We start from the raw sequence: 24,100 nt of genomic DNA, 5'->3' as shown, positions 1-24,100 counted from the left end.
GCGGAAACGGTCGCCAGGACCTGGTACGAATGACCGCGTGAGCGAAGAACAGACGCTGCGGGACGAGGCCGAGGCGCGCCTGCGGGCGCTCGCGGGGGAGGGGGCGCGCCTCAGGGACGACCAGTGGACCGCGATCAAAGCCCTGGTCATGGACCGGAGGCGCGCACTCGTGGTGCAGCGCACCGGCTGGGGCAAGTCCGCCGTCTACTTCGTCGCCACCGCGCTGCTGCGCGAGCTGGGCGAGGGGCCGACGGTCATCGTGTCGCCGCTGCTCGCGCTCATGCGCAACCAGATCGCCGCGGCCGAGCGGGCCGGGATCCACGCCCAGACGATCAACTCGGCCAACCCGGAGGAGTGGGAGAAGGTCTACGGGCAGGTCGCCGAGGGCACGGTCGACGTGCTGCTGGTGAGCCCGGAGCGGCTGAACAACCCGGAGTTCCGCGACCAGGTTCTGCCCGAGCTGGCCGAGAGCGCCGGCCTCCTGGTGATCGACGAGGCCCACTGCATCTCCGACTGGGGCCACGACTTCCGGCCCGACTACCGCCGGCTGCGGACGCTGCTCGCCGAGCTGCCTTCCGGCATCCCGGTGCTGGCCACGACCGCGACCGCCAACGCCCGGGTCACCAGGGACGTGGCCGAGCAGCTCGCCACCGTGCAGGAGTGGGACGAGCTCGCGGGCGGCGAGGTCCTGGTCCTGCGGGGGCCGCTGGAGCGCGCGAGCCTCCACCTGTCCGTCGTGCGGCACACCTCAGCCGGGCAGCGGCTCGCCTGGCTGGCCGCCGCGCTGCACGACCTGCCGGGATCGGGCATCGTCTACACCCTGACCGTGGCCGCGGCCCAGGAGGTCGCCGCCTACCTGCGGGAGCAGGGCCACGCCGTCGCCGCCTACACCGGGCAGACCGAGCCGGCCGAGCGGCTCGCAGCCGAGGACGACCTGCTCGCCAACCGGATCAAGGCCCTCGTGGCCACCTCCGCCCTCGGCATGGGGTTCGACAAGCCCGACCTGGGCTTCGTCGTCCACATCGGGGCGCCCGCCTCGCCCGTGGCGTACTACCAGCAGGTCGGCCGCGCCGGGCGCGGCGTCGAGCGGGCCGAGGTGATCCTCCTGCCCGGCGCCGAGGACCGGGAGATCTGGGCCTACTTCGCCTCGCTGGCCTTCCCGCCCGAGCCGGTGGTCCGGGCGACGCTTGAGGCGCTGTCGCAGGAGGGCACGCTGTCCACCGCGGCCCTGGAGACGCGGGTCGACCTGAGCCGCGGCCGCCTGGAGATGATGCTCAAGGTCCTCGACGTGGACGGGGCCGTCCGGCGGGTGAAGGGCGGCTGGGAGGCGACGGGAGAGCCGTGGGCGTACGACGCCGAGCGTTACGCCCGGGTGATCGCCGAGCGCCGGGCCGAGCAGGAGGCCATGCTTGGCTATATCGCCACCACCGGCTGCCGTGAGGAGTTCATCCGCCGCCACCTCGACGACGACGGGGCCGGGCCGTGCGGCCGCTGCGACAACTGCACCGGATCCCACCGCGCCGCCGACGTCCCCGACGAGGCCGCGGAGGCCGCGCGTGAGCGGCTGGCGCGGCCGGGAGTGGACATCGACCCCCGCCGCCAGTGGCCGACCGGCCTGCCCGACCTCAAGGGCCGGATCAAGCCCGAGCTGTGCGCGGAGACCGGCCGCGCGCTCGGCCGGCTGACCGACATCGGCTGGGGTACCCGGCTGCGCGAGCTGCTGGCCGCGCCCGACGCCCCGGTGCCGGACGACGTGTTCGCCGCCGTGGTCGAGGTGCTGAGGTCGTGGCGGTGGGACAGCCGCCCGGTCGCCGTGGTGAGCGTGCCGTCGGCCACTCATCCGATCCTCGTCGGCTCACTCACCGAGCGTCTCGCGCGGGTGGGCCGTCTCCAGCACCTGGGCGAGCTGGGTTACCGGAGCGGCGCGCCCGCCCGCCGGCACAACAGCGCCCAGCGGGTTACGGCGGTGCGGGCCACGCTCGCCATGCCGAAGGAGCTGGCCGCCGCGGTCGCCGCGGCGGGCGGCCCGATTCTGCTGGTCGACGACCGGGTGGAGACGGGCTGGACGCTGACTCTCGCCGCAGCCCAGATCCGGCACGCCGGGGCCCCCGCCGTCCTTCCGCTGGCGCTGGCCACCACCTCATGACGTGCTACGGCGGTACCGGAAGCCGGTAGGAAAGGGACAGGGCCCGGGATCAGAGGCGGGGCCGCGCCCCGAGGTTGGCGATGCACCTGGCGGCGAGGGCGTTGCCCGCGGCCAGAGACTCGGCCGGCGGCTTGCCCGCCAGCCAGGGCGGCAGGAAGCCCGCGGTGAAGGCGTCGCCGGCGCCGGTGCCGTCGACCACCCGGTCCACGATCTCGCCCGGGGCCCGGACGGGCTCGGGGCGGTTGTTCGTGTACCAGAGCGCGCCCTCGGCGTTGAGCTTGATCACGACCTGCGGGAACCAGGCGGTCAGCACCTTGGCCGCGGCGGCCGGGTCGTCGCGGCCGGTCAGCACCTTGGCCTGGTCGGCGTTGGCGAAAAGCAGCTTGGCTCCGTGGGTCCACTCCAGGAACGGCTCGGCCCCGGTCCGGTCCAGCGGCGCGGAGGAGGCGCAGTCGACCGAGATCGACATGCCGGCCCTGCGGGCGAGGTCGAGCGCGGCGAGCCCCGCGTCCCGCGATCCCTCGTTGATCAGGGTGTAGCCCGACATGTGCAGATGGCTGCCCGACGCGAACAGGTCGCGCGGCAGGTCTTCGGGCGAGAGCGCCGCGTTGGCGCCGGGGTCGGAGAGCATGGTCCGCTCGCCCTTGTGGGTGACGAGGACGACGCAGGTGCCGGTGGGCCGCTCCGGGTCCATCACGAGCCGGGCGTCGACGCCGTAGCCCATGAGTTCCATGTCGCGGTTGCGGCCAGTGATGTCGGCGCCGCGGCGCCCGATGAAGGCGACCTCGGAGCCCTCGACCGCCAGCCATGAGGCGATGTTGGCGCCGGAGCCACCGCCGTGCATGGTCACCACGGCCGGCGTGTCGCTCGCCCTCGCCAGAGGGAACCGGGCGCGGGCGACCGCGTCTGTCATGAGATCGCCCACCACGACGACCCGCGTCATGATGTCACCACCTTGCCAACTGCTCGTGGAGACGAGCCGGACCCTGGGGCGGCGTCGTCTCCCTGCCGTGAGGCTGACGCCCAGAAACCTAACAGCTTCCGGCCTTGTCGTGGGGCGGAGAGCGGACACCGGGGCATGTCGATGCACAAGCGTTGTTCAAAACCCCGCTCCGAACTGGCCGATCCGTTATGGCCGCCGCCCGCCGCGATCCGACCGGAATCGGTCAGGAGTGGCTCTTGGCGTTGTCGAGATCACCTCGCATATCTCCCAATGCGCTCCAAGCCGGGCATTAGTCTCGGGACCGTGCAGCCTCGGTACCCCGCTCACTGGGAGGCGGACGTCGTGCTGTCGGACGGGGGCACGGCCCACCTGCGCCCGATCAGGCCGGACGACGCCGATCTCCTCCAGTCCTTCTACTCCCGCCTGTCCGAGGAGTCGATCTACTTCCGGTTCTTCGGCCCGCACCCGCGCCTGAGTGACCGCGAGATCACCTGGTTCACCAACGTCGACTACGTCGACCGGGTGGCGTTCATCGCCACGATCGCGGCGAAGATGGTGGCCGTCGTCCGCTACGACCGGATCGCGGCCGGAGACCAGGCCGAGGTGGCGTTTCTGGTGGAGGACGCCCACCAGGGCAGGGGGATGGCCTCGGTCCTGCTCGAACACCTGCGGGCCGCCGCCAGGGAGCGGGGCATCAGGACCTTCATCGCCGACGTGCTCCCCGGAAACCACCGGATGACCGGGGTGCTGCGGCAGGCCGGTTACACGGCGCAGAGCCAGTTCGAGGACGGCGTGGTCCGGATGACCCTCGACCTGTCCACCACCGACACGGCCCAGGAGGTCCGGCTCGCGCGCGAACACCGGGCGGAGGCCCGCTCCATCGCGCGGCTGCTGACGCCGGAGTCGGTCGCGGTGATCGGCGCCAGCCGCGAGCCGGGCGGCATCGGGCAGACCGTGCTGCGCAACCTGCTCGCGGCCGACTTCACCGGCCCCGTCTACCCCGTCCACCGGCACGTACGGGCGGTGGCGGGGGTGCGGGCCTACCGCAGCGTCTCGGCGATCGACGGCGTGGTCGACCTGGCGGTGCTGGCGGTGCCGGCCGAGGGTGTGCTCGAACTGGTCGAGGAGTGCGCCCAGAAGGGCGTGAAGGGCCTCGTCGTCGTGTCGTCAGGTTTCGGGGAGACGGGACCCGAGGGCCGGGCCCGTCAGGACGAGCTCGTCCGCATCGCCCGCGCGTACGGTATGCGCGTGGTGGGCCCCAACTGCCTCGGCATCGCCAACACCGACCCCGCCGTACGGCTGAACGCGACTCTGGCCGCGACCCTGCCGGGCCGGGGCAGGGTCGGCTTCTTCAGCCAGTCGGGCGCGCTGGGCACGGCCCTGATGCAGCGGGTGGCGCAGCGGGGGATGGGCATCTCGACCTTCGTCTCGGCCGGCAACCGGGCCGACGTGTCCGGCAACGACCTGCTGCAGTACTGGGAGGAGGACCCGGCGACCGACGTGATCCTTCTCTACCTGGAGTCGCTGGGAAACCCGAGGAAGTTCGCCCGGCTGGCCCGGCGCATCTCGCGCGGCAAGCCGATCGTCGTGGTCAAGAGCCGCGGGATGCCCGGCGGGCACGCGGCCCCCGTGCTCGGCCTGTCCGACGCCGCGCTGGGCTCGCTGTTCGCCCAGGCCGGGGTGATCAGGGTGGACGACCTGACCCAGCTGTTCGACGTCGCGCAACTCCTCGCCCATCAGCCGCTGCCCGCGGGACCGCGGGTGGGCGTGGTCGGCAACTCGGACGCCCTCGCGCTGCTGGCCGTCGAGGCGTGCGTGGGAGCGGGCCTCGACCCCGTCCCGCCCGTCAACCTCGGTGCACGGGCCGGGGCCGCAGAGTTCGGGGCGGCACTCGCGGGCGTCCTGCCCGAGGTGGACGCGGCGGTCGTCGTCTACATGCCGCCGATCCCCGGCGGGTCGGAGGAGGTGGCCGCCGAACTGCTGCGGGTGGCACGCGACTCCGGTAAACCGGTGCTCGCCACCTTCCAGGGCGAGCTCGGCATGCCGTCCTCCCTCCGGGTCGACGGCGGGGAGGGCTCCCCCGGCCGGGGGTCGATCCCGTCGTACCCCGCCGCGGAGGAGGCGGTGCGGGCGCTCGCCCACGTCGTCAGGTACGCGCGATGGCGGGCCGAGCCGGCCGGCGTGGTGCCGCACGTCGGCGGCGTCGACGTCAAGGCGGCGGGCCGGATCGTCGCCGAGGCCCTCGCCGGGCCGGGCGAGGCCGAGCACGAGGCCGGTCGGGAAGCCGGTCGGGAGGACGGGCAGGAGGGCTGGCGGGAGGCCGACGCCGCGCGGCTGCTGGCCTGCTTCGGGGTGGACGTGTGGGCCGCAGAGACCGTGGGGTCGCCCGAGGAGGCCGTCGGCGCCGCCGAGCGGCTGGGCTGGCCGGTCGCGATCAAGTCGGCCGACCCCGCCGACGTCCGCCGCGCCGGGACCGTACGGCTCGGCCTCACCGAGCCGGCCGGGCTCCGGCGGGCGTTCGGCGACCTGGCCGCGCTCCTCGGGCCGGACGCGCGGCTGGCGGTGCAGCGGATGGCGCCGCAGCCGTCGGTGCCGGTCGTCGTCACGGCCGTCCAGGACAGGCACGCGGGCGGGGTGGTGTCGTTCGGGCTGGGTGAGGTCACCGCCCGGCTGCTCGGCGACCGGGCCTACCGCATCGCGCCGCTGACCGCGGAGGACGCGGCGAGCCAGGTGCGCTCCGTCCGCGCCGCCCCGCTGCTCTTCGGCGAGTACGGCTATCGCCCCGTGGACGTCGAGGCGCTGGAGGACCTCCTGGTGCGGATCGGGCTGCTGGCCGACGCGCTGCCCGAGGTCGTACGGCTGGAGCTCGACCCGGTGCTGGCGGGCCGTGACGGGGTGATCGTGCTGGGCGCCCGGGCCTTCGTCCGCCCGGCGGAGGGGCTCCGGCCCGACGCCGGCCCCCGGCGCCTGGGTTGACCTCACGTCGGGAAGCCGGAAAACCCGTACACGTTGGGGTGTGAAACCGGTGTCCCTTACAGGGCAGGATGGACCTATGAGGGATACCCGAGTGTCCGCGGCGGGTCTGCGCGAAGCGATCGACCGCAGCGGCTACTACCCGGACCTGGTCGCCGACGCCGTCGACTCCGCGCTCGGCAGCGAGCAGGTCGGCGCGTACGTCGTGCACCACGAGGCAACGTTCGACCCGGCGATGGAGGTGCGCAGGCACGTCACGGTCCTGGTGCTGTCACCCACCCGGCTGCTGGTGTGCCACACCGACGAGCACCCTCCGGCGGAGGGGATGCCGGCGTCGCACGCCTCCACCACCACGGAGGCCGTGCGCCTCAGCCGCATTCAGTCCGTCGCCGTCACCCGCGTCGTCCCCGATCCCGCGTCGTACGTCCCGGGCGTTCCCCCGACCGAGGTCACGCTCACGATCGGCTGGGGCGCGATCTCTCATGTCGATCTCGAACCCGCGACCTGCGGCGACGACAACTGCGACGCCGACCACGGCTACACCGGCGCGATCACCGCCGACGACCTGTCCCTGCGGGTGAGCGAGGCCGCCGACGGACCGGAGGCGGTCGGCCACGTCCTCGCCTTCGCCAAGGCGCTCTCCGAGGCCACCGCGCGCGCCGCCGCGCGCTGAGGCGGACCCCCGGCCCGGCATCCGAAGGGAGGCGACGTGCCCGAGCCCGACGTCGCGGCTCCGGAGGGCGCGGCGGTCACGCCGTACGTGCCCGCGTACGGCACCGCCTCCCTCGCGGAGCTGCCGGGGTCGCTGCTCGCCGCCCTCGGACTGCCGGGCACCGGCACCCTGGGGCTGGAGCCCGTCCGGAAAGTGTGTTTGTTCCTCGTCGACGGCCTCGGGGCCGAGCTGCTGGCCGCGCATCCCGAGGCCGCGCCCTTCCTGTCGTCGCGGCCACGCCGCACGCTCACGGCCGGCTTTCCGTCGTCGACCCCGACGAGCCTCGCCACGCTCGGCACCGGCAGCCCGCCGGGGGAGCACGGCATGGTGGGCATCCAGATGGCCGTTCCCGGGGAGGGGCGGCTGCTCAACTGTCTGCGCTGGACGGCACCGGGACCGGCCGTCGACCCGGAGACGTGGCAGCCGGCCCCGACCGTCTTCCAGCGCCTGGCGGCCCTCGGCGCCGATCCGGTGTACGTCGCGCCCGCGATGTTCGACGGCACCGGGCTGACCCGCGCCGTCTACCGGGGAGTGCGCTACCGGGCGGCCGAGACGCCCGCCGAGCGGGTGGAGGCCGTCCGGCGCTCGATGCGCGAGAGCGCCTACGTGACCGTCTACTACGGTGACGTCGACCGGATGGGCCACCTGAAGGGCTGGGGCTCCCCCGAGTGGCTCGACCAGGTGGCCGTGGCCGACCGCATGGCCGAGCGGATCGCCGAGGCGCTGCCGCCCGGTTCGGCCCTCTACGTGACGGCCGACCACGGCATGATCAACGTGGGTGACAGGGTCGACGTCGACCACCGGCCCGACCTGCGGGAGGGCGTGCTCATGATCGGCGGCGACGCCCGCGCGCGGCACCTCTACACCCGGCCGGGGGCGGCGCCCGACGTCGCCGCCGTCTGGCGGGAGGCCCTCGCGGGACGCGCCTGGGTGGTGACCCGCGAGGAGGCGGCCGGCGCCGGCTGGTTCGGCCCCCGGGTCCGCCCCGAGTGGCTCGCCCGGATCGGCGACGTCATGGCCGTGCCGTACGGCGACTGCGCGATCGTGGCGTCGGAGACCGAGCCGGTGGAGGCGTCCCTGGTCGGCAACCACGGGTCACTCACGCCGGCCGAGCAGAACGTCCCCCTCGTGGAGATCAGGAGCTGACGCGCGGATCCGGCTCCGGACGCGGCGTCCGTGGCGGCCGCCCGGCACAATGGGCGGGTGTCCAGCACCGGAGGTGGAGCCCGATGAGCCCGTTGATCACGCCGGAGAGCCTCGCCGAGCTCGGCGACGTCACGATCCTCGACGTGCGGTGGCGGCTGGCCGGTCCGCCCGGCGTCGAGTCGTACCGTGAGGGACACATCCCGGGCGCGGTCTTCTGCGACCTCGACACCGATCTGGCCGCCCCGCCCGGCCCCGCGGGGCGGCACCCGCTGCCCTCCCCGGAGAGCTTCCAGGAGGCGATGCGCCGCCTGGGCGTGTCGGGGTCGCGGCCGGTGGTCGTCTACGACGACGCCGACTCCACCGCCGCCGCCCGCGCCTGGTGGACGCTGCGTTACTTCGGGCACCCCGGCGTACGAGTGCTCGACGGCGGCCTGCGCGCGTGGCTGCGGGCAGGGCTGCCCGTGTCGGAGGAGACGGAGGCCGTGCCGCCGGGTGACTTCACGGCCGAGCCCGGCGGCATGCCGGTCCTCGACGCCGACCAGGCCGCCGAGCTGGCCGTCTCCGGCGTGCTGCTCGACGCGCGGGCCGCCGAGCGATACCGGGGGGAGACGGAGCCGGTCGATCCGGTCGCCGGTCACATCCCGGGTGCCGTGAGCGCGCCCACCGGGCAGAACGTGGAGCCCGGCGGACGGTTCCACCGCGGCGAGTTCCTCCGGGAGCGGTTCAACACGCTGGGCGTCGTCGAGGGCGTCCCGGTCGGGGCCTACTGCGGCTCGGGCGTGACCGCGGCCCACGAGGTGCTCGCGCTGGCGGTCGCCGGCTTCCCCGCCGCCCTGTACGTCGGATCGTGGTCCAACTGGGTCGCCGACCCCGCCCGGCCGGTGGCGACCGGCTGACCGCCGCGCAGCCGCACCCCGCCGTCCCCGAAGCAGACCAGACCGGACGCCCCGGGCGCGCCGGCGGCCGCGTCGGCGAGGGCCCGGGCCGCGGGAATCCCGGCGGCCAGCAGGCCGTGCAGGGCGGTCATGAGGGCGAGGGCCTCGTCGTCGCGCAGCGGGGCCACGCCCGCGATCACGCAGGCCGCGCCGCGGTCGAGGAAGGCCCCGGCCAGCCCGAGCGCGATCCCGTCGGCGGGCGCGTGCGCCATCCCGGCGTCGCAGGCGGACAGCACGACCAGCCGGGGGACGCGGGCCGCGCGCAGCAGCTCGTAGGCCATCAGCGGGCCGTCGTCGAGCGCGATCTGCGAGAGCATCGGGCTGCGCGGGGAGAACATCCCGTGCGCGGCCACGTGCAGCACGCCGGCCCACTCAAGCGCCGCGAGCACCTCGTCGCGGGTGGCGGGGACGCGCCGGGCGCCGGGATGGGCCGCCACGACCCGATCCGCCTCGGCCGCCGCGTGCGCCGGCCCAGGACCGGCGACGGCCGCGACCGCCTCCCGCGCGCCGCCCGGAGGGGTCGGCGAGGCCCACGCGGCGCCGGGCGCGACCGACACCGGCCGTCCGGCGAGCGAGGGGAGGAGCGGCCAGGGCAGCGTGCACAGGGCGCCCGTGGGCACGATCGTGACGGGGCCGGGCAGCGGGCCGAGAGGGCTGAGAAGCCGCCGGTCCAGCTCGGTCAGCTCGCTCGCCAGTTCGCCGGGTGCCCCGGCCCCGGCGGGCCGGGCCTCGCGCAGGTTCCGCCGCCGCAGGCCATATCTGACGCGTACGGTCGCCTCGGCCGCCGCCGCGTACGACCCCAGCCGCCGCAGGACGCACTCACCCCGCCCGGCGACGACCGCGTACAGGTCGTCACCGCGGCGGATCAGCTCGACGAGCGTGCCCGCGTGCGCGCGGGCGACGGCCGGGCCCGGCGGTGGCGTGCCGCGGACCGCCGACCGCCACCTTCCCGCCCAGTCGAGCACCGCCGGTGCGTCGCCGGTCTCCAGCGCCACCTCCAGGCCGAAGGCCGCCAGCTCCTCGGCAGGGCGGGCCGTCGCGGCCGGAGCCGGCCCCGCTTCCGCCGGTTTGGCGCCGATTCCCGCTCCGGGCTGCGGGCCGATTCCCGCGCGTGCCGCCGCCAGGGCCCCGGCGAGGTCGCCGTCGAGCCGCAGGCGCATCGCCCGGGCGTGCCACCGGACCGCCCGGGCATCGTCATCGGCGGACGGCCCGGCGCCGTCGTGGCACGGGACATTGTGGCTGGGGACATTGTGGCTGGGGACATTGTGGCTGGGGACATTGTGGCTGGGGACATTGTGGCTGGGGACGCTGTGGCCGGGGACGTCACCGCTCGGCTCGTCGTGATCCGCGGACAGCGCGTCGAGCCAGGCCCGGGCCCGGTCGAGGTGCCCGAGCCGTACGGCGGTCTCGGCGGCCGTGCGGAGCAGCGCGGCCCGCTCGACCTGACGGCCGTGCGCGTGGAGCTCGGCGGCGCAGGCCAGCAGCCCGGCGAGCGTGTCGTCGCCTGGGGGTGACCCGGCGCGATCGGCGGCGGCGAGACGCGCCCGGAGGATCACCTCGGTCGCCAGAGCGGCGTCCTCGGGCCTGCCCTGGGCGGTGAGCTCGGCCCGCGCGGTCTCCGCGGACGGCAGCGCCGCGGCGGCGTCGCCGGCCAGCAGCCGGGCGCGGGAGAGCAGGAGCCGCGCGCCCGGCACGGCCGCCAGGGCGCCCGCGGCGACCAGATCGCCGACGGCCTGTTCGAGCAGGGTCCTGGCCTCGCCGGGCAGACGTGCCGCCAGCAGCGCCTCAGCGAAGTCGGTGCGCATCGCGGCCAGTCGTTCCGGGTAGCCGAACAGGGCGCGTTCGGCCGCCAGGTAGCGGCCGAAGGCGGCGGCGACGTCCCCGCGCCGGGCGGCGACGAACGGCAGGTTGCCCTCGGCGAGCATGGCGAGGTGATCGAGACGCGCCGACCGGGCGATCGACGCGCAGGCCGCGAGGTCGGCCTCCGCCGCGCCGAACTCCTCCAGGTAGGTGTGGGCCACGCCGCGGTTCAGCAGGCCGCCCGCGTGGAACGCGGGGTCCTCGCCGAGGGCCGCGACGGCCCGGTCGCAGCATGTCACGGCGTCCCGGAACCGGCCCAGCAGGATGAGCGCGACCGACCGCTGGATGTCGAGGCGGGCCAGGTCGGCCCCGGCCAGATCGCGTTCGGCGAGGTCGGCCAGCCGCAGCCCGCCCGCGGGGTCGCCGAGCTGTGCCCGTACCGAGACGAGCGACATCCACGCCTGCGCCGCGCGGCCGGGGAGCCGCGCGGCCGTGGCGGCCGACTCCGTCAGCCGTCGCGCGGCGAGATCGAGGTCGCCGAGCTCACGGGCGGCGAGCGCCGACGCCCGCAGCGCGACCGACACGGCCTCCGCGCCGCCGGGCACGCCGCGCGTCCGGGCCAGGACCTCGCGCGCCTCGTCGAGCGCACGCCCGGGGTCCACGCTGGCCAGCGGTACGGCCGACTCGGCTCGGGCGACCAGTGCGCCGAGCCGGGGATCCGTCCGGGAGTGTCGGCGCGGACCGGTCGGGGTCATGCCCCGACGTGCGCCCAGCGGGTGAACACCGGCGGCTCGCCCGGGCGATGGCACACCACGCTGACCCATCCGGCGGGCAGACCGGCGACGGCGAAGTGGCCGCCCCCGGTGAGGGCGCGGACCTTCGCGATGTGGGGAGTGCGGACCTCCACCCGGGCGTCCGGCCCCGGGGGCGGGGACACCTGCCCGGCCACCTCCAGCCGTCCGCCGGTGACGGTGATCTCGACGTCGATGGTCAGGCCCGCCGCCGTGAAGCGGCGGAGCCGGAGCTCGTCCGGCCCGCCGCCGTCCCGATCGCCGCCCTCGTCGCGGCCCTCGTCGGGACCGGTGTCGGTGCCGGGCGCCCCCGAGCGGGCGCCGGAGGGCGCGGGGACCTCCACAGGCGGGGCGGCGATCCCGCCGGGCAGGTGGAGCGCGAAGGCGGCCCGTGCCGCCGCCGACACCCGGGCTGGCACCGGGTCGGATCCGGCTCCCAGGCGCAGCGCCGCCAGCAGGTACTCGTCCCTCATGACGCCTCCTCGGCGCCGGTGTCCTCGGCGAGGAGGGCGCGCAGCCGCGACACGCAGCGCGCGCGGGTGGGGCCGACGCTGCCCACCGGCAGGTCCAGCCGGACGGCGATCTGGGCGTACCTGGCGTCGGGATGGAGCGCCCAGAGGCGCAGCAGCGATCGGCAGGGCTCGCCGAGCAGGTCGACCCGCCGCCACACGTGCCTGCCGAAGTCGGCGTCCACCACGGCCGCCGCGGGGTCGGGCACGGCCGTCTCGGGGACCTCCCCGGACGGGGAGACGACCTCACCGCGGGCCCGGCGGGCCAGGCGGACGGCCTCGTGCCTGGTGGTCGTGACCAGCCACGCGCCGATCCGGTCGGGATCACGGATGGAGTCGAGGCTCTCGACAAGCCGGAGCCAGGCGCCCTGGACGGCGTCGGCCGCGTCGGACGAGCTCAGCCCGAGGGCGCGGGCGACCGCCCACATCCGCCCCTCGAACCGGGCGACGAGATCCTCCCAGGCGTCCTGGTCGAGGTGGTGCGGCGAGATGTCAGGCGAGATGTCGTCAGTCATGTGACCGTTTGCGATCGATGGGAGACAGCCGGTCATCCGAAACCTTAGCCGTCCACGCCGACGACCACGCCGAGATCCGGAATTTGCCTCCCCTCGTGCAGCAGCCGAGCCACCGCGGCGCCGGGTGGCATGCCGCGGCAGAGGCGGGCGAGGGCGCCGGACACCGCGGCGGCGGCGAACGAGGTGCCGCTCCACGTCGCGTAGCCGTGGAAACCGCCCCGATCGAGGAAGCAGCTCGTGAGATCGACGCTCTGCGCGCAGGCGTCCACCCACGGCCCGTACGCCGAGAACGGCGCCCGGACCTGGCCGTCCAGCCCGGCGACGGCGACGACGCCCGCCAGCGCCGCGGGCCAGAACGGGCGGGACGAGGCGGTGTTGCCCGCGCAGGCGACCACGGCGGGGAAGGCCGCCAGCGCCTCGGCGAGCCCGATCGGGGGCAGGTCGTCGAACGTGAACCCGCCGAAACTGAGGTTGAGGATGCCGACCCGCTCGGACCTGAGCCGCGCGAGGGCGCGCAGCAGCGCGGCCTCGTCGCCCACGCCGTGGCTGTCGAGGAACCGCACCGGCCGCAGCCGGACGCCGGGGGCGGCCCGCACGATCAGCCCGGCCACGAACGTGCCGTGCCCGGCCTGCTCGTCGAGCCGGCCGTCCCCGTCCGCGTCGGCGACCTCCGCCGTCTCCCCGGCGTACCAGCGGCGGAGCCAGGGGTGCGGGGCGAGTCCCGTGTCGAGCACGGCGACCGTCACGTCGCCCGGCTCACCCGGCTCGTACGGCACCGCCTCGGCGGGCGCGGGGACGCCGCCCGGCCCGCCCCACAGCAGGGGCTGACCCACGAACACGTGGTTGGGAGAGGCGGCGTGCCCCTGGGCGCGCAGATCGGCCGTGAGGTCGAGAACGTCCACGCCGGGCGACAGCCGGACGAGGTGGAGATCTTCGATCGGATCGGCGGACAGCGCCCACCGGGCAACGGCCCCGGGGGCCGAGGTGAGCAACTCGCCCGGCCGGATGAGGGCGGGCCGTCCCGGAACGGGTTCGACCACTCGGCTGCGCATGGGCATCCCTCCGTCGACTTCTCGCGGACGGTTTCTTTCCCAATCCGGAGGGTTACCAAGCCCTAATCGGTATGACCCCCCTCTGGTGCCGGGCCGCGACGGACGGTAGTCTCTCCTACAGTCATCCAATCGTGATCATCCCAAGTATGAGGTCGTTGGGGAAGGCGCACCTCATGCGAATTGGGAGGTCCGGTGGCTGCTGCTCGTGGCGTCCTGTACGTCCACTCGGCTCAGCCTGCGCTGTGCCCGCATATCGAGTGGGCCGTCGCAGGCGTTCTTGGCGTACCCGTCGATCTGACGTGGACCGCCCAGCCCGCCGCGCCCGGGACCCTGCGGGCCCAGGCGGAGTGGGAGGGCCGTCCGGGAACGGCGGCGGCGGTCGCGTCCTCACTCATGGGCTGGCAGCGCATCCGCTTCGAGATAACCGAGGACGCGTCGCCCGGCGTGGACGGCTCGCGGCACGCCTACACTCCGACCCTGGGGGCGTTCACCGCCGTCGCCGGGGCGAACGGGGACATCATGATCCCCGAGGATCGGCTACGGAACGTGATGCTGATGGCCGCGCAGGGCCGGGTCGTCCTGGAGGACGAGCTCGACCGCCTGCTCGGCAAGCAGTGGGACGAGGAGCTGGACTCGTTCCGGTACGCCGGGGAGGGCGCACCGGTCCGCTGGCTGCACGCCGCCGTCTGAGCCGTCCCCGCCCGGCCCGGCCGCCGGCGCGCTGACAGACCGAAGCGCCGGCCCTCCGCTGGAGGACCGGCGCTTCGTGGTGCCTGCGCCCGTGATTATGGGGCCCGTGGTTACGGGGGCCGGCGACGTCAGAGGGGGATGTTGCCGTGCGCGCCCCGCGCGGGGGTGGCGTGGGCGAGCACCCGGGCGATGGCGCCCCGCGTCTTGGCGGGCTCGATGATCTCGTCGATGACGCCGATGTCCATGGCGCGGGCCAGGCCGCCCGTCGCCTTCTCATGCTCGGCGGCGAGCCGCGCCTCGAGCGCCGGCCGCTCCTCGTCGGAGGCGGCCGCGAGGTCGCGCCGCTTGAGCACCCGCACCGCGGCGACCGGCCCCATGACGCCGATCTCGGCCGTCGGCCAGGCGAACACGCGGGTCGCGCCGAGCGCGCGGGAGTTCATCGCGACGTAGGCGCCGCCGTACGCCTTGCGGGTGACCAGGGTGACGCGCGGCACCGACGCCTCGGCGAAGGCGTGCAGCAGCTTGGCGCCCCGGCGCACCACGCCGTCGTGCTCCTGGCCCACGCCGGGCAGGTAGCCGGGGACGTCGACCAGCACGATCAACGGAACCCCGAAGGCATCACACATGCGGACGAAGCGGGCGGCCTTCTCGGCCGAGGTGGAGTCGAGGCATCCGCCCAGCCGCAGCGGGTTGTTCGCGATCACTCCCACGGTACGGCCACCGAGGCGGCCGAGAGTGGTGACGATGTTCGGGGCCCACTTGGGGTGGAGCTCCAGGCCGGGCTCGTCGAGCAGCCCGTTCACCAGAGGATGGACGTCGTACGCGCGGCGGACGTTGTCGGGCAGCAGGCCGCTGAAGTCGGCGTCGTCGACCTCGCGCATCCGGCCCTGGTGGCCGAGCAGCACCGCCATCTGGCGGGCCTTGACCAGGGCCTCGCTCTCGCTCTTGGCCACCACGTGGACGACGCCGCTGCGCTTGCTGTGCGGTTCCGGGCCGCCCAGCGAGGCCATGTCGATCTGCTCGCCGGTGACGCTGCGGACGACGTCGGGCCCGGTGACGAAGATGCGCCCCTCGTCGGAGAGGATCACCAGGTCGGTCAGCGCCGGCCCGTACGCGGCCCCGCCGGCGGCAGCGCCGACCACCACGGAGATCTGCGGGACCACCCCGGACGCCTTGGTCATGGCGGCGAACACCCGGCCCACCGCGTGCAGCGACTCCACGCCCTCGGAGATGCGGGCGCCCCCGGAGTGCCAGACACCGATGATCGGGACGCGCTCGCGCACCGCGACGTCGTACGCGTGCACGATGTGCTCGCAGCCCGCGCTGCCCATCGCGCCGCCCTGCACCCGGGCGTCGCTGCAGAAGGCCACCACGGGCACGCCCTCGATCCGGCCGGTGACGGCGAGCACGCCGCTGCGGTCGTCGGGGGAGGAGACGGGCCGGACCGATCCCTCGTCGAGCAGGTCGCTCAGCCGACGCACGGGATCACGAGGGTCCGCGGCGTGTTCCGCGGCCGCGGCCACCCCGTTGTCCGGCACGGTCATCCGAGGCTCCCTTGTCAAACAGTGGTGAAGGCCACGGCCACGTTGTGGCCGCCGAACCCAAACGAGTTGTTGACCGCGGCGAGCTGACCCTCGGGCAGCGGCCGGGGGGAGTCGCGAACGATCTCCACCTCGATGCCGTCGTCGAGGTCGTCCAGATTGATCGTGGGCGGGATGATCCGGTGGGCGAGAGCCTTGATCGTGAACACGCTCTCGACGCCTCCCGCCCCGCCCAGGAGGTGGCCCGTCATCGATTTGGTGGCGGTGACCAGCGGATGCGACCCGATCACCTTGCTGATCGCGATCGTCTCCAGCACGTCGCCCGCCGGGGTGGACGTGGCGTGGGCGTTGACGTGGCGGATGTCGTCGCCGGTCAGGCTCGCGTCCTCCAGGGCGTCGCGCATGGCGGCCATGACGCCCGCCCCGCTCTGCTCCGGGAGCGTGATGTGGTGCGCGTCGGCCGAGTAGCCGACGCCGCCCGCCACGGCGTAGATCCGCGCGCCACGGGCCCGCGCGTGCTCCTCCGACTCCAGCACGATGACGCCCGAGCCCTCGCCGAGCACGAAGCCGTCCCGGCCGCGGTCGAAGGGGCGCGAGGCCCGCTCCGGCTCGTCGTTGCGGGTCGACATCGCGCGCGAGGCCGCGAACGAGGCGATGTTGAGCGGGTGGATGGCGGCCTCGGTGCCGCCGGCGACGACCACGTCGGCCCGGCCGGAGCGGATCATCTCGATCGCGTAGCCGACCGCCTCGGCGCCGGTGGCACACGCGCTCGCCACGGCGTGCGCGCCCGCCCGGGCGCCGAGCTCGATGCTGATCCAGCCGGCCGCTCCGTTCGGCATGAGCATGGGCACGGTGAACGGCGACAGCCGTGTCCAGCCCTTCTCCTTGAACGTGTCGTACGCGTTGAGGATCGTGGTGATGCCGCCGATGCCGCTGCCGACGACGACGCCGAGCCGCTCCGGCTCCACCTCGGGGGAACCGGCGTCCCGCCAGGCCTCCCGCGCCGCGATCAGCGCGAACTGCTCGGCGCGGTCGAGCCGCCTCGCCTCGGGCTTGGGGAGCACCTCGTTCGGGTCGACGGCCGCGAGTCCGGCGAACTTCACCGGAACGGAGTCGACCCAGTCCCCGGTGAGCGTCCGGATGCCCGACCGCCCGTCGAGGAGCGCCGACCAGGTCGAGGCGACGTCTCCACCGAGAGGCGTCGTCGCGCCGAGCCCGGTGACGACGACACGTACCCGGTCCTTACTCACTTGTCTCGCACTCCTCTTGATCGCCGGGAGCGCTCCCGCCCCCGGACGTGGGCCGCGTCGGGCGGCCGCCGCCGTCTCTCGTCGTGGCGCCGGGCCCGGATGGGGCCTAGGCCTGGATGAAGTTGATGACGTCCTTGACGGTCTTCAGGTGCTTGAGCTGGTCGTCGGGGATCTCGACGCCGAACTCGTCCTGGGCCGCGACAGCGATCTCGACCATGGACAGGGAGTCGATGTCGAGGTCGTCGACGAAGCTCTTCTCAGGGGAGACCTCCGCGGCCGGAATGCCGGTGATCTCGTTGATGATCTTGCCGAGGCCCGCGAGGATCTCCTGCTCGGTCAGTGCCATGTCGCGACTACTCCTTGATTACGTGTTTCCGGTGTTCTGCGTTTCCTGCCATGTACGGCGGGCCGTACAAGTCTCAGGGGATCTCGATGACCTGGGAGGCGTAGGTCAGCCCGGCGCCGAAGCCCAGCAGCAGGGCGAGATCGCCGGAGGCCACCTCGCCACGCTCGATCATGCGGGAGAGCGCGAGCGGGATCGACGCGGCCGAGGTGTTCCCCGAGAGCACGATGTCCCTGGCGATCACCGCCTGATCCGCACCGAGCTTACGCGCTATGGCCTCCACGATACGCAGGTTCGCCTGGTGGGGGACGAAGGCGCCGAGCTCGGCCGGGTCGACGCCCGCGCGCTCGCACGCCAGGAGGGCCACGGGGTGGAGCGCGGTGGTGGCCCAGCGGAAGACGGTCTGCCCCTCCTGCTGGAGGAACGACCTGCGGTCCTTGATGGTGATGGCCTCCGCCTTGTCGCCGGCGCTGCCCCAGGCGACCGGTCCGACGCGGGGGACCTCGGAGGGGCCGACGACGGCCGCGCCGGCGCCGTCCGCGAAGATGACGGCGGTCGCGCGGTCGTCCCAGTCGACCCACTGGCTCAGCTTCTCGCTGCCGACGACCAGCACGTTCGTGGCCGAACCGGCGCGGATGGCGTCGCTGGCGGCCGACAGGCCGTAGCAGAACCCGGCGCACGCGGCGTTCACGTCGAAGGCGCCGGGCGCCTCGATGCCGAGCCGGTGGGCGACCCGTCCGGCCGCGTTGGGGATCTGCGCCTCAAGGGTGCAGGTGGCCACGATGACCAGGTCGATGTCGTCCGCGGACAGGCCGCTCGCGGCCAGCGCCTTGCCGCCGGCCTGGACGGCGAGGTCGATCTCGGACTCCTGCGGCCCGGCGACGCGCCGCTCCTTGATGCCGACCCGGCTCTGGATCCATTCGTCGTTGGTGTCGATCCGGGCGGCGAGATCGTGGTTGGTCACGACCTCGGCGGGCTGGTAGCCGCCGAACGCGAGCACCCTCGCGCCGGGGGCGCCTTGACTGAGCCTCACTTGACTACCTCTCGGGCCGCGTCCAGGTTTTCGGGAGTCTTCATGGCCACGGTCGTCACACCGGGCAGGGTCCGCTTGGCCAGGCCGGTCAGCGTACCGCCGGGGAGAAGCTCGATCATGGCGGTCACGCGGCGCTCGGCCATCGTGGCCATGCAGGCGTCCCAACGCACGGGGTTGGCGACCTGGCCGACCAGCCGGGTCAGGAACTCGGCGCCGGTCGCGACCGCCGCTCCGTCCGCGTTGGACAACAAAGTGATCTTGGGGTCGGCCGGGACCAGGGCCGCGGCCTCCCGGCCCAGGTGATCCACCGCTGGCGCCATGTGCACCGTGTGGAAGGCGCCGGCGACCGACAGAGGACGAAGCCGCGCCTTCGCGGGCGGCTCGGCGGTGAACGCCGCCAGCCGGTCGAGCATGCCGCCCGCCACGATCTGGCCCGCGCCGTTGATGTTGGCCGGAGTCAGCCCGTGCTTGTCGATGGCGTCGAGCACCTCGTTCTCGTCGCCGCCGAGGACGGCGACCATCCCGGTCTCCGCCATGCCCGCGGCGGCGGCCATGGCCCGCCCGCGTTCGCGGACGAGCGCGAGGGACTGCTCGGGGGTGAGGACTCCGGCGACGACCGCGGCGACCAGCTCGCCGACGCTGTGTCCCGCCACGATGTCCGGACGGACGTCCAGCACCTCGTACGACGCGAGGGCGGCGGCCACCAGCAGCGGCTGGGCGACCGCGGTGTCCCTGATCGCCTCGGCGTCGGCCTCGGTGCCGTACTCGATCAGGTCCAGCTCGACGATCTCCGACCAGGCCGCCATGCGGTCCCGGAACACCGGGATGTCGAGCCACGGAGTGAGGAAGCCTGGAGCCTGGGCACCTTGGCCAGGAGCGACGATGACGAGCACGTATCAACCCTGCCCTGTAGAGGTTCACCACACTGATGGAGATCCGAACGAAGTTTGTGGTCCGTCCTTTGTGGGGCTCCTACAGTTTCGATATCCGGGCGATTAAGCGCCCCGCTCACGCCCCGGCCGGCGTCCCGGCAGGTGGGCCGTGGGCGGGCCGTCTACGGGGAGGACAGACGGCCCAGGATGAGGCCCACCTGGAGGGTGAAGGCCGACCGTCCCTCGGTCGGCTGGTACCCGGTCAGCTCGGTGATCTTCTTCAGGCGGTATCGCACGGTGTTGGGGTGCACGAACAGCAGGCGGGCGGTGGCCTCCAGCGACGTCCCCTGCTCCAGGTAGGTCGCCAGGGTGTCGAGGAGAGGCGTGCCGGCGATCGGGCGGTAGACGTTCTCCACGAGCTGGGCGCGGGCGTCCTCGTCGCCGTCGAGGGCGCGTTCGGCCAGCAGTTCCTCGGCCAGGACGGGCCGGGGGGCGTCGGGCCAGCCCGCGGCGGCGCGCAGCCCGGCGATGGCGGCCCGGGCCGAGCTGGCCGCCGCGTGCAGATCGGGCACCTCGGGTCCGATCACGATGGGGCCGGGCCCGAAGCGTGGCACCACGATCCGGGCCGCGTCCTTCACGCTGCCCGCCCCGCCCACGATGACGATGAGCCGGTCGCCCTGCACACCGGCGAGCAGTTCGTGTCCCACGCGCCGGCCCTTGTCGCGCAGGCCGTCGATGATGCTCTGCGGGTCGTCGTCGGGCGTGTGGCCGGCGAAGACCACGACGGGCGCCGACGTCCATCCGAGCGCCGCCGCCCATGAGTGCAGCCCGTCGTCGACCTGCCCTCTGACCAGCGCGTCGACGATGAGCGCCTCCAGCCGGGCGTCCCAGGATCCGCGCGCCTCCGCCTCCCGCGCGTACACCTGGGCGGCGGCGAAGGCGACGTCGCGGGTGTAGCGCAGCATGGCGTGGCGCAGCGGCTCCGCGCCGCCCGGTGCGGCCAGCTCGTCGACCTGTGCCTCCACGACCTCGACCACGATGCGCACCAGGTCGACGGTCTGCTGGAGGGAGACGCTGCGCTTGAGCTCACGCGGGGCCGTTCCGAAGAACTCGATGCTCGGCGTCGGCCGGCCCTCGCCGGCGTGGCCGAACCACTCCACGAACGCGGCGATGCCGGCCTGCGCCACCAGCCCGACCCAGGACCGGTCCTCCGCCGACAGCGCGCGATACCAGGAGAGCTGCTCCTCCATGCGGGACATGGCCGCCGTGCCGAGGCTGCCCATTGCCCGGTCCAGCCGTCGTGCCGTGTCCTCCCGGATCCTGTCGCTCATCGGCTCTCCCTGGTCGGCCGTACGAACGACGTCCGCGCCGTGCCCGTTCGCCTCGATCTGCTCGCCCCGTGCGCTCACGCCCTCTAGAGTGCCAGGTCATCGAGCCGGACGCGCCACGCGCGCGCGTCAGGAGCCGATGCGGTGCAGGACGATGATGTCCTCCTGGTCGAACTTCAGCTCGTAGCCCTCGGTGAGGTAGCTGTCGACGACCCCGCGGAGGTCGCCGTTGACGGAGGCCACGATCCACGGCGTGCCGCGCTTCTGGTAGTCCCACCACAGCACGGTGTCGTGTCCGGACAGCCTCGCCCCGAAGTCGTCGGTCGCCTCCACCACGGTGCCGGCCGGCACCATGCTGAGGGCGAGGGCCCGCGTCGCCGCGCGCTGGTCGGGATGGTAGAAGTCGGGCGTCATGAGCTGGTCGAACGGCCGGTACGGCACCGTGGTGATCGCGACGGCGGCGACGGCTCCGGCGTAGGCGAGCTTCAGCCCGTGGCCGCGCCGCAGCAGCCCGCGCCGCTCCAGGAAGCGGATCAGGCGGGCGGCGCCGTCCACCCCCGCGAGCAGCAGGATCACCACGACGAAGGCGTCGTAGTGCCACCCGGTCGACCACCAGTTGTCGGAGTCGGCGAGCAGCCTCTCCATGATCAGGGGAAGCGCGGCCAGCACCAGCGGCGACAGCAGGCAGAGGAACAGGGCCGGCCACAGCAGCAGCCCCCACGTGTTCCACTTCGAGTGGTCGTCGAAGAGCATGACGACCGCCTGCTGCGGGTGCGTGACCAGCTTCCACAGGATCTGCGGCAGGTCGGGGCCGAGCTTGGAGTAGCGCATGTAGTACTCGGGCTTGCCGCCGGCCAGCGGGATCACCAGCTTGCGGACCACCTCCAGCACGGTCAGCCCGGCGAGTGCCAGGCCCGCGCCGAGCTCGCGCCGGCCGGTGAAGAAGAGCCAGGCGCCCAGGCCCGCCACCATGAGGCCCATGTCCTCCTTGGTGAGCAGCAGGCCCGCCACCGCGAGCACACCGGGGAGCCGCCGCCCGGCGTGCAGCCGTTCGATCGCGATCGCGCTGAGCAGCGGCACGAACGCCACCTCGTGGAACTCCACGTTGGTCGCCTGCGCGATCGGCCAGGAGATGGCGTACGCGAGGGCGACGAGGTAGGCGTGAGGGGTCCCGAGCACGCGGCGGGTGAAGTTCCACACGAACGGGATGGCCAGGGCGAACAGCACGGCCTGCGCCACGAGCAGGGTCTGCGGCCCGTCGTGCAGCCAGTAGAACGGGGCGAGCGTCGCCAGGATCGGCGAGAAGTGGTCGGCCAGCTGGTTGTAGTCCATCCCGAAGCCGCCCGTTACGCCGCGCAGCGGCACGAGAGGCAGGGAGAACCGGGACCATCCGCGCACCGCCTGGTCGAAGATGACCAGGTCGTAACTGCTGAACTGGTAGTGGGCGAAGCGCAGCAGGGAGACCGCGCAGTAGAGGACCGTGGCCAGCGCGCACATCACGCCGAGCGCCAGCGCGTGCGGGCCCGGCAGCCGCCGTCGCGGTGTGGTGCCGGGCGGGACCGGGTCGCTCCCGGTGACCGCCGTGCGCGTCGTGTCGTGCGTCTCCGTCTCCGGCGGGGGAGCCTGCGCGCCGGCGGCGGGCGTCTCCGCCTCGGCCTCCGGCGACTCGGTTTCTGCGGCGGACGTCCCGGCGTGCGGAACGGTCTCGGCGGCTCCCCTCGCGGGCCCCTCGGGCGTCGCGGTCCCCCTGATCACATCCATGAGGGTACGTCGTGATGTCGGAAACGTTCTACGCCGCCACGCCGTGTGCCGGAGGCCGCCGCGAGAAGGCGCTGGTCGGCCCCGAATCGGTCGTGCGGGGTGATGAAACTTCCATCCCGCGGGTGGGCCGCCGTCACAGGACCGCGACCGCGGTGATGAGGCCGATCACGAAGTGGGTCACGGCGAGCAGGATGGCCGCGGGCTGCAGTGAGGGCTCGTGGGCCAGGTCGCGTACCGAGATTCCGGCGATCTTGTCGAAGGCGACCATGCCGAGCGTCTGCACGGCGATGCCGACCAGGCCGAAGACCAGCGTCGCGAGCAGCCCTTCGGCCAGCGCGCCGCCCGACGACCAGATGGAGGCCGCGACGACGAGGCCCACTCCGGCGAGGCTGGAGGCGGCGAGCACGGTCGCGTTGGGGTTGCGGTCCGTGCGGATGACGGCGCTGAGCCGCCCGGGCGTGGCGAGGTCGACGACGTAGAACCCGGCGACCAGGAGCAGCACGCCGAGGATCGCGTACGCCAGGATCGCGAGGGCGCCGTGCCCGAGCACATCGGGGAGCGATGCGGATGCGGTGTTCATGGGGGGATTCGCTTTCAGCCGTGGATGCGATGGGGGACGAAGGACGAGGTGTCGTCGGTGATGAGGCCCGAGGTCTCCCGGATGCCGAGCCCGGCGGCCTCGTCCGCGACCATCCAGGCGCCGAGCACGGGCCGCCAGCCGTCGAAGTCGGGCAGCGGCTCGAAGCGCTGGAACACGAAGCCCTCCGCGCCGTAGCCGCCCTCGGTCTCGACCTCGACCCCGGGCGCGACGACGCGCATGGACGCGCCCTCCCTGCCGAGCAGCGGCTTGCGCACATAGCCGGTGGTGCCCGCGAGCTCGCGGGGGCCGTCGAGGTAGGCGGGCAGCAGGTTGGGGTGCCCCGGGTACAGCTCCCACAGGATCGCCAGCAGGGCCTTGTTCGACAGCAGCATCTTCCACGGCGGCTCGATCCAGGTCATCGAGGCCCGCTGGGCCAGGGCGTGCGGCGCGAACGGCTCGGCGGCGATCCACTCCCATGGGTAGAGCTTGCACACGGTCCGCATCACGCGGTGCTCGATGTCGACGAACCGGCGGTTGAGCGCGTCCCAGCCGATGTCCTCCATCGCCACCGCGACCGTCTTCAGCCCGGCCTGTTCCGCGGTCTCCTGGAGGTATCCGACGGTCATCGCCTCCTCGCCCGTCTCGTCAGCGTTGGTCCAGGCGAAGTGCACCGGGCCGGTCTGCAGCGTCAGCGACCTCCACCGGTCGATGAGCCGCTCGTGCACCGAGTTCCACTGGTCGTCGTCCGGGAAGACGTCGCGCAGCCAGAACCACTGCACGATCGAGCTCTCGACCAGGCTCGTGGGGGTGTCGGCGTTGTACTCCAGCAGCTTGGCCGGGCCCGTGCCGTCGTACCGCAGGTCGAAGCGGCCGAACAGGTGCGGGTCGCGCCGCCGCCACGACTCCGCGACGGCCGCGTGCCACTGCGGAGGGATGGCGAGGTCGGCGAAGCGATTGCGCGTCACGATGTGGTCGGCCGCCGCCAGGCACATCCGGTGGAGCTCCTCCACCTGATCCTCCAGGCCGAGGACCTCGTCGAGCGTGAAGACGTAGTGGACGCCCTCGTCCCAGTACGGCCGGTCGAGGCCCTCGGGATGGGCGGAACGGTGGTACGCGAGCCCCTGCGACTCGACGATGCCGGCCCAGCCGTCCCTGGGCGGCGAGGTCTCCCTCCGCACTG

At 73.8% G+C, this 24,100-nt stretch carries 19 protein-coding genes and 1 pseudogene; 6 read left to right on the top strand and 14 right to left on the bottom strand.

The genetic code is table 11. The features are described from left to right. Positions 1-37: 37 nt before the first annotated feature. The gene (locus tag JOL79_RS22515) at positions 38-2,146 is read left to right on the top strand and encodes a RecQ family ATP-dependent DNA helicase (protein ID WP_210157866.1); all 2,109 of its coding nucleotides are present in this window, start codon (positions 38-40) and stop codon (positions 2,144-2,146) included. A gap of 49 nt (positions 2,147-2,195) precedes the next feature. Here the strand turns inward: JOL79_RS22515 and JOL79_RS22510 are convergent, their stop codons facing one another. Then, entirely contained in the window at positions 2,196-3,089 is an 894-nt protein-coding gene (locus tag JOL79_RS22510) for a carbohydrate kinase family protein (protein ID WP_210157865.1), read from the bottom strand. Positions 3,090-3,359: 270 nt separating this feature from the next. Between JOL79_RS22510 and JOL79_RS22505 the strand changes: the two genes are divergently transcribed. The 4 genes from JOL79_RS22505 to JOL79_RS22490 all read left to right on the top strand — a co-directional run bounded on the left by JOL79_RS22505 (position 3,360) and on the right by JOL79_RS22490 (position 8,816). Beyond that, a complete protein-coding gene (locus JOL79_RS22505) occupies positions 3,360-6,065 on the top strand; it encodes a bifunctional acetate--CoA ligase family protein/GNAT family N-acetyltransferase (RefSeq protein ID WP_210157864.1) in 2,706 nt (901 codons plus the stop codon). Between the two features lie 76 nt (positions 6,066-6,141). Continuing rightward, positions 6,142-6,735 carry a DUF5998 family protein gene (locus tag JOL79_RS22500; RefSeq protein ID WP_210157863.1) on the top strand — a complete coding sequence of 198 codons (594 nt, stop codon included), beginning with the start codon at positions 6,142-6,144 and terminating at the stop codon, positions 6,733-6,735. Between the two features lie 36 nt (positions 6,736-6,771). Continuing rightward, on the top strand, positions 6,772-7,920 hold the full coding sequence (locus JOL79_RS22495; RefSeq protein WP_210157862.1) for an alkaline phosphatase family protein: 1,149 nt from the start codon (positions 6,772-6,774) through the stop codon (positions 7,918-7,920). Positions 7,921-8,003: 83 nt separating this feature from the next. Next, a complete protein-coding gene (locus JOL79_RS22490) occupies positions 8,004-8,816 on the top strand; it encodes a sulfurtransferase (RefSeq protein ID WP_210157861.1) in 813 nt (270 codons plus the stop codon). A gap of 80 nt (positions 8,817-8,896) precedes the next feature. Here JOL79_RS22490 and JOL79_RS34275 read toward each other — a convergent pair. From JOL79_RS34275 to JOL79_RS22475, 4 genes and pseudogenes are all read right to left on the bottom strand, one after another. After that, positions 8,897-10,015 (bottom strand): annotated as a pseudogene (locus JOL79_RS34275) (CHAT domain-containing protein); the annotation flags it as partial. A 1,391-nt stretch (positions 10,016-11,406) separates the two neighbouring features. Then, positions 11,407-11,919, bottom strand: a complete 513-nt coding sequence (locus JOL79_RS22485) for a hypothetical protein (protein WP_210157860.1) — start codon at positions 11,917-11,919, stop codon at positions 11,407-11,409. After that, positions 11,916-12,470: an RNA polymerase sigma factor gene (locus JOL79_RS22480; RefSeq protein ID WP_210157859.1), complete on the bottom strand. Its 555-nt coding sequence runs from the start codon at positions 12,468-12,470 to the stop codon at positions 11,916-11,918. Before JOL79_RS22480 ends, JOL79_RS22485 begins: the two co-directional genes overlap by 4 nt. 44 nt (positions 12,471-12,514) lie before the next feature. Beyond that, positions 12,515-13,522 carry a S8 family peptidase gene (locus JOL79_RS22475; RefSeq protein ID WP_210157858.1) on the bottom strand — a complete coding sequence of 336 codons (1,008 nt, stop codon included), beginning with the start codon at positions 13,520-13,522 and terminating at the stop codon, positions 12,515-12,517. Between the two features lie 192 nt (positions 13,523-13,714). Here JOL79_RS22475 and JOL79_RS22470 point away from each other — a divergent pair, with 192 nt between their 5' ends. Further along, positions 13,715-14,212 (top strand): DUF3145 domain-containing protein, encoded by a 498-nt coding sequence (locus JOL79_RS22470; RefSeq protein ID WP_210157857.1) that lies wholly within the window; start codon positions 13,715-13,717, stop codon positions 14,210-14,212. A gap of 128 nt (positions 14,213-14,340) precedes the next feature. On the opposite strand, the gene JOL79_RS22465 is transcribed toward JOL79_RS22470, so the two are convergent. The 9 genes from JOL79_RS22465 to JOL79_RS22425 all read right to left on the bottom strand — a co-directional run bounded on the left by JOL79_RS22465 (position 14,341) and on the right by JOL79_RS22425 (position 24,098). Beyond that, complete coding sequence (locus tag JOL79_RS22465; protein WP_210157856.1) at positions 14,341-15,756, bottom strand: acyl-CoA carboxylase subunit beta; 1,416 nt, start codon at positions 15,754-15,756, stop codon at positions 14,341-14,343. Positions 15,757-15,770: 14 nt separating this feature from the next. Then, a complete protein-coding gene (fabF, locus tag JOL79_RS22460; protein ID WP_210157855.1) occupies positions 15,771-17,003 on the bottom strand; it encodes a beta-ketoacyl-ACP synthase II in 1,233 nt (410 codons plus the stop codon). A gap of 106 nt (positions 17,004-17,109) precedes the next feature. After that, positions 17,110-17,349 carry an acyl carrier protein gene (locus JOL79_RS22455; protein WP_210157854.1) on the bottom strand — a complete coding sequence of 80 codons (240 nt, stop codon included), beginning with the start codon at positions 17,347-17,349 and terminating at the stop codon, positions 17,110-17,112. A gap of 73 nt (positions 17,350-17,422) precedes the next feature. Beyond that, positions 17,423-18,379 carry a beta-ketoacyl-ACP synthase III gene (locus JOL79_RS22450; RefSeq protein ID WP_210157853.1) on the bottom strand — a complete coding sequence of 319 codons (957 nt, stop codon included), beginning with the start codon at positions 18,377-18,379 and terminating at the stop codon, positions 17,423-17,425. Then, positions 18,376-19,272, bottom strand: coding sequence for an ACP S-malonyltransferase (locus tag JOL79_RS22445; RefSeq protein ID WP_210157852.1), 897 nt, complete (start codon positions 19,270-19,272; stop codon positions 18,376-18,378). Before JOL79_RS22445 ends, JOL79_RS22450 begins: the two co-directional genes overlap by 4 nt. 161 nt (positions 19,273-19,433) lie before the next feature. Continuing rightward, positions 19,434-20,582, bottom strand: a complete 1,149-nt coding sequence (locus tag JOL79_RS22440; protein WP_230985294.1) for a PucR family transcriptional regulator — start codon at positions 20,580-20,582, stop codon at positions 19,434-19,436. 126 nt (positions 20,583-20,708) lie between these two features. Further along, complete coding sequence (locus JOL79_RS22435) at positions 20,709-22,334, bottom strand: DUF2079 domain-containing protein (protein WP_210157851.1); 1,626 nt, start codon at positions 22,332-22,334, stop codon at positions 20,709-20,711. 139 nt (positions 22,335-22,473) lie between these two features. Further along, positions 22,474-22,920 carry a DUF350 domain-containing protein gene (locus tag JOL79_RS22430; protein WP_210157850.1) on the bottom strand — a complete coding sequence of 149 codons (447 nt, stop codon included), beginning with the start codon at positions 22,918-22,920 and terminating at the stop codon, positions 22,474-22,476. A gap of 14 nt (positions 22,921-22,934) precedes the next feature. Continuing rightward, positions 22,935-24,098: a glutathionylspermidine synthase family protein gene (locus JOL79_RS22425; RefSeq protein ID WP_210157849.1), complete on the bottom strand. Its 1,164-nt coding sequence runs from the start codon at positions 24,096-24,098 to the stop codon at positions 22,935-22,937. Between the last annotated feature and the right edge of the window lie 2 nt (positions 24,099-24,100).

The organism is Microbispora oryzae (genome assembly GCF_017896165.1).
GTDB classification, from domain to species: domain Bacteria; phylum Actinomycetota; class Actinomycetes; order Streptosporangiales; family Streptosporangiaceae; genus Microbispora; species Microbispora oryzae.
Note: the sequence above shows the minus strand (reverse complement) of the source record. Positions and strands in the feature narration are given on the sequence as shown.

Coding starts and splice junctions, on each gene's coding strand:
- JOL79_RS22510 (WP_210157865.1), bottom strand. CDS start 3,089: ATGACGCGGGTCGTCGTGGTGGGCGATCTCATGACAGACGCGGTCGCC.
- JOL79_RS22505 (WP_210157864.1), top strand. CDS start 3,360: ATGCGCTCCAAGCCGGGCATTAGTCTCGGGACCGTGCAGCCTCGGTAC.
- JOL79_RS22500 (WP_210157863.1), top strand. CDS start 6,142: ATGAGGGATACCCGAGTGTCCGCGGCGGGTCTGCGCGAAGCGATCGAC.
- JOL79_RS22490 (WP_210157861.1), top strand. CDS start 8,004: ATGAGCCCGTTGATCACGCCGGAGAGCCTCGCCGAGCTCGGCGACGTC.
- JOL79_RS22485 (WP_210157860.1), bottom strand. CDS start 11,919: ATGAGGGACGAGTACCTGCTGGCGGCGCTGCGCCTGGGAGCCGGATCC.
- JOL79_RS22480 (WP_210157859.1), bottom strand. CDS start 12,470: ATGACTGACGACATCTCGCCTGACATCTCGCCGCACCACCTCGACCAG.
- JOL79_RS22475 (WP_210157858.1), bottom strand. CDS start 13,522: ATGCGCAGCCGAGTGGTCGAACCCGTTCCGGGACGGCCCGCCCTCATC.
- JOL79_RS22465 (WP_210157856.1), bottom strand. CDS start 15,756: ATGACCGTGCCGGACAACGGGGTGGCCGCGGCCGCGGAACACGCCGCG.
- JOL79_RS22455 (WP_210157854.1), bottom strand. CDS start 17,349: ATGGCACTGACCGAGCAGGAGATCCTCGCGGGCCTCGGCAAGATCATC.
- JOL79_RS22440 (WP_230985294.1), bottom strand. CDS start 20,582: ATGAGCGACAGGATCCGGGAGGACACGGCACGACGGCTGGACCGGGCA.
- JOL79_RS22430 (WP_210157850.1), bottom strand. CDS start 22,920: ATGAACACCGCATCCGCATCGCTCCCCGATGTGCTCGGGCACGGCGCC.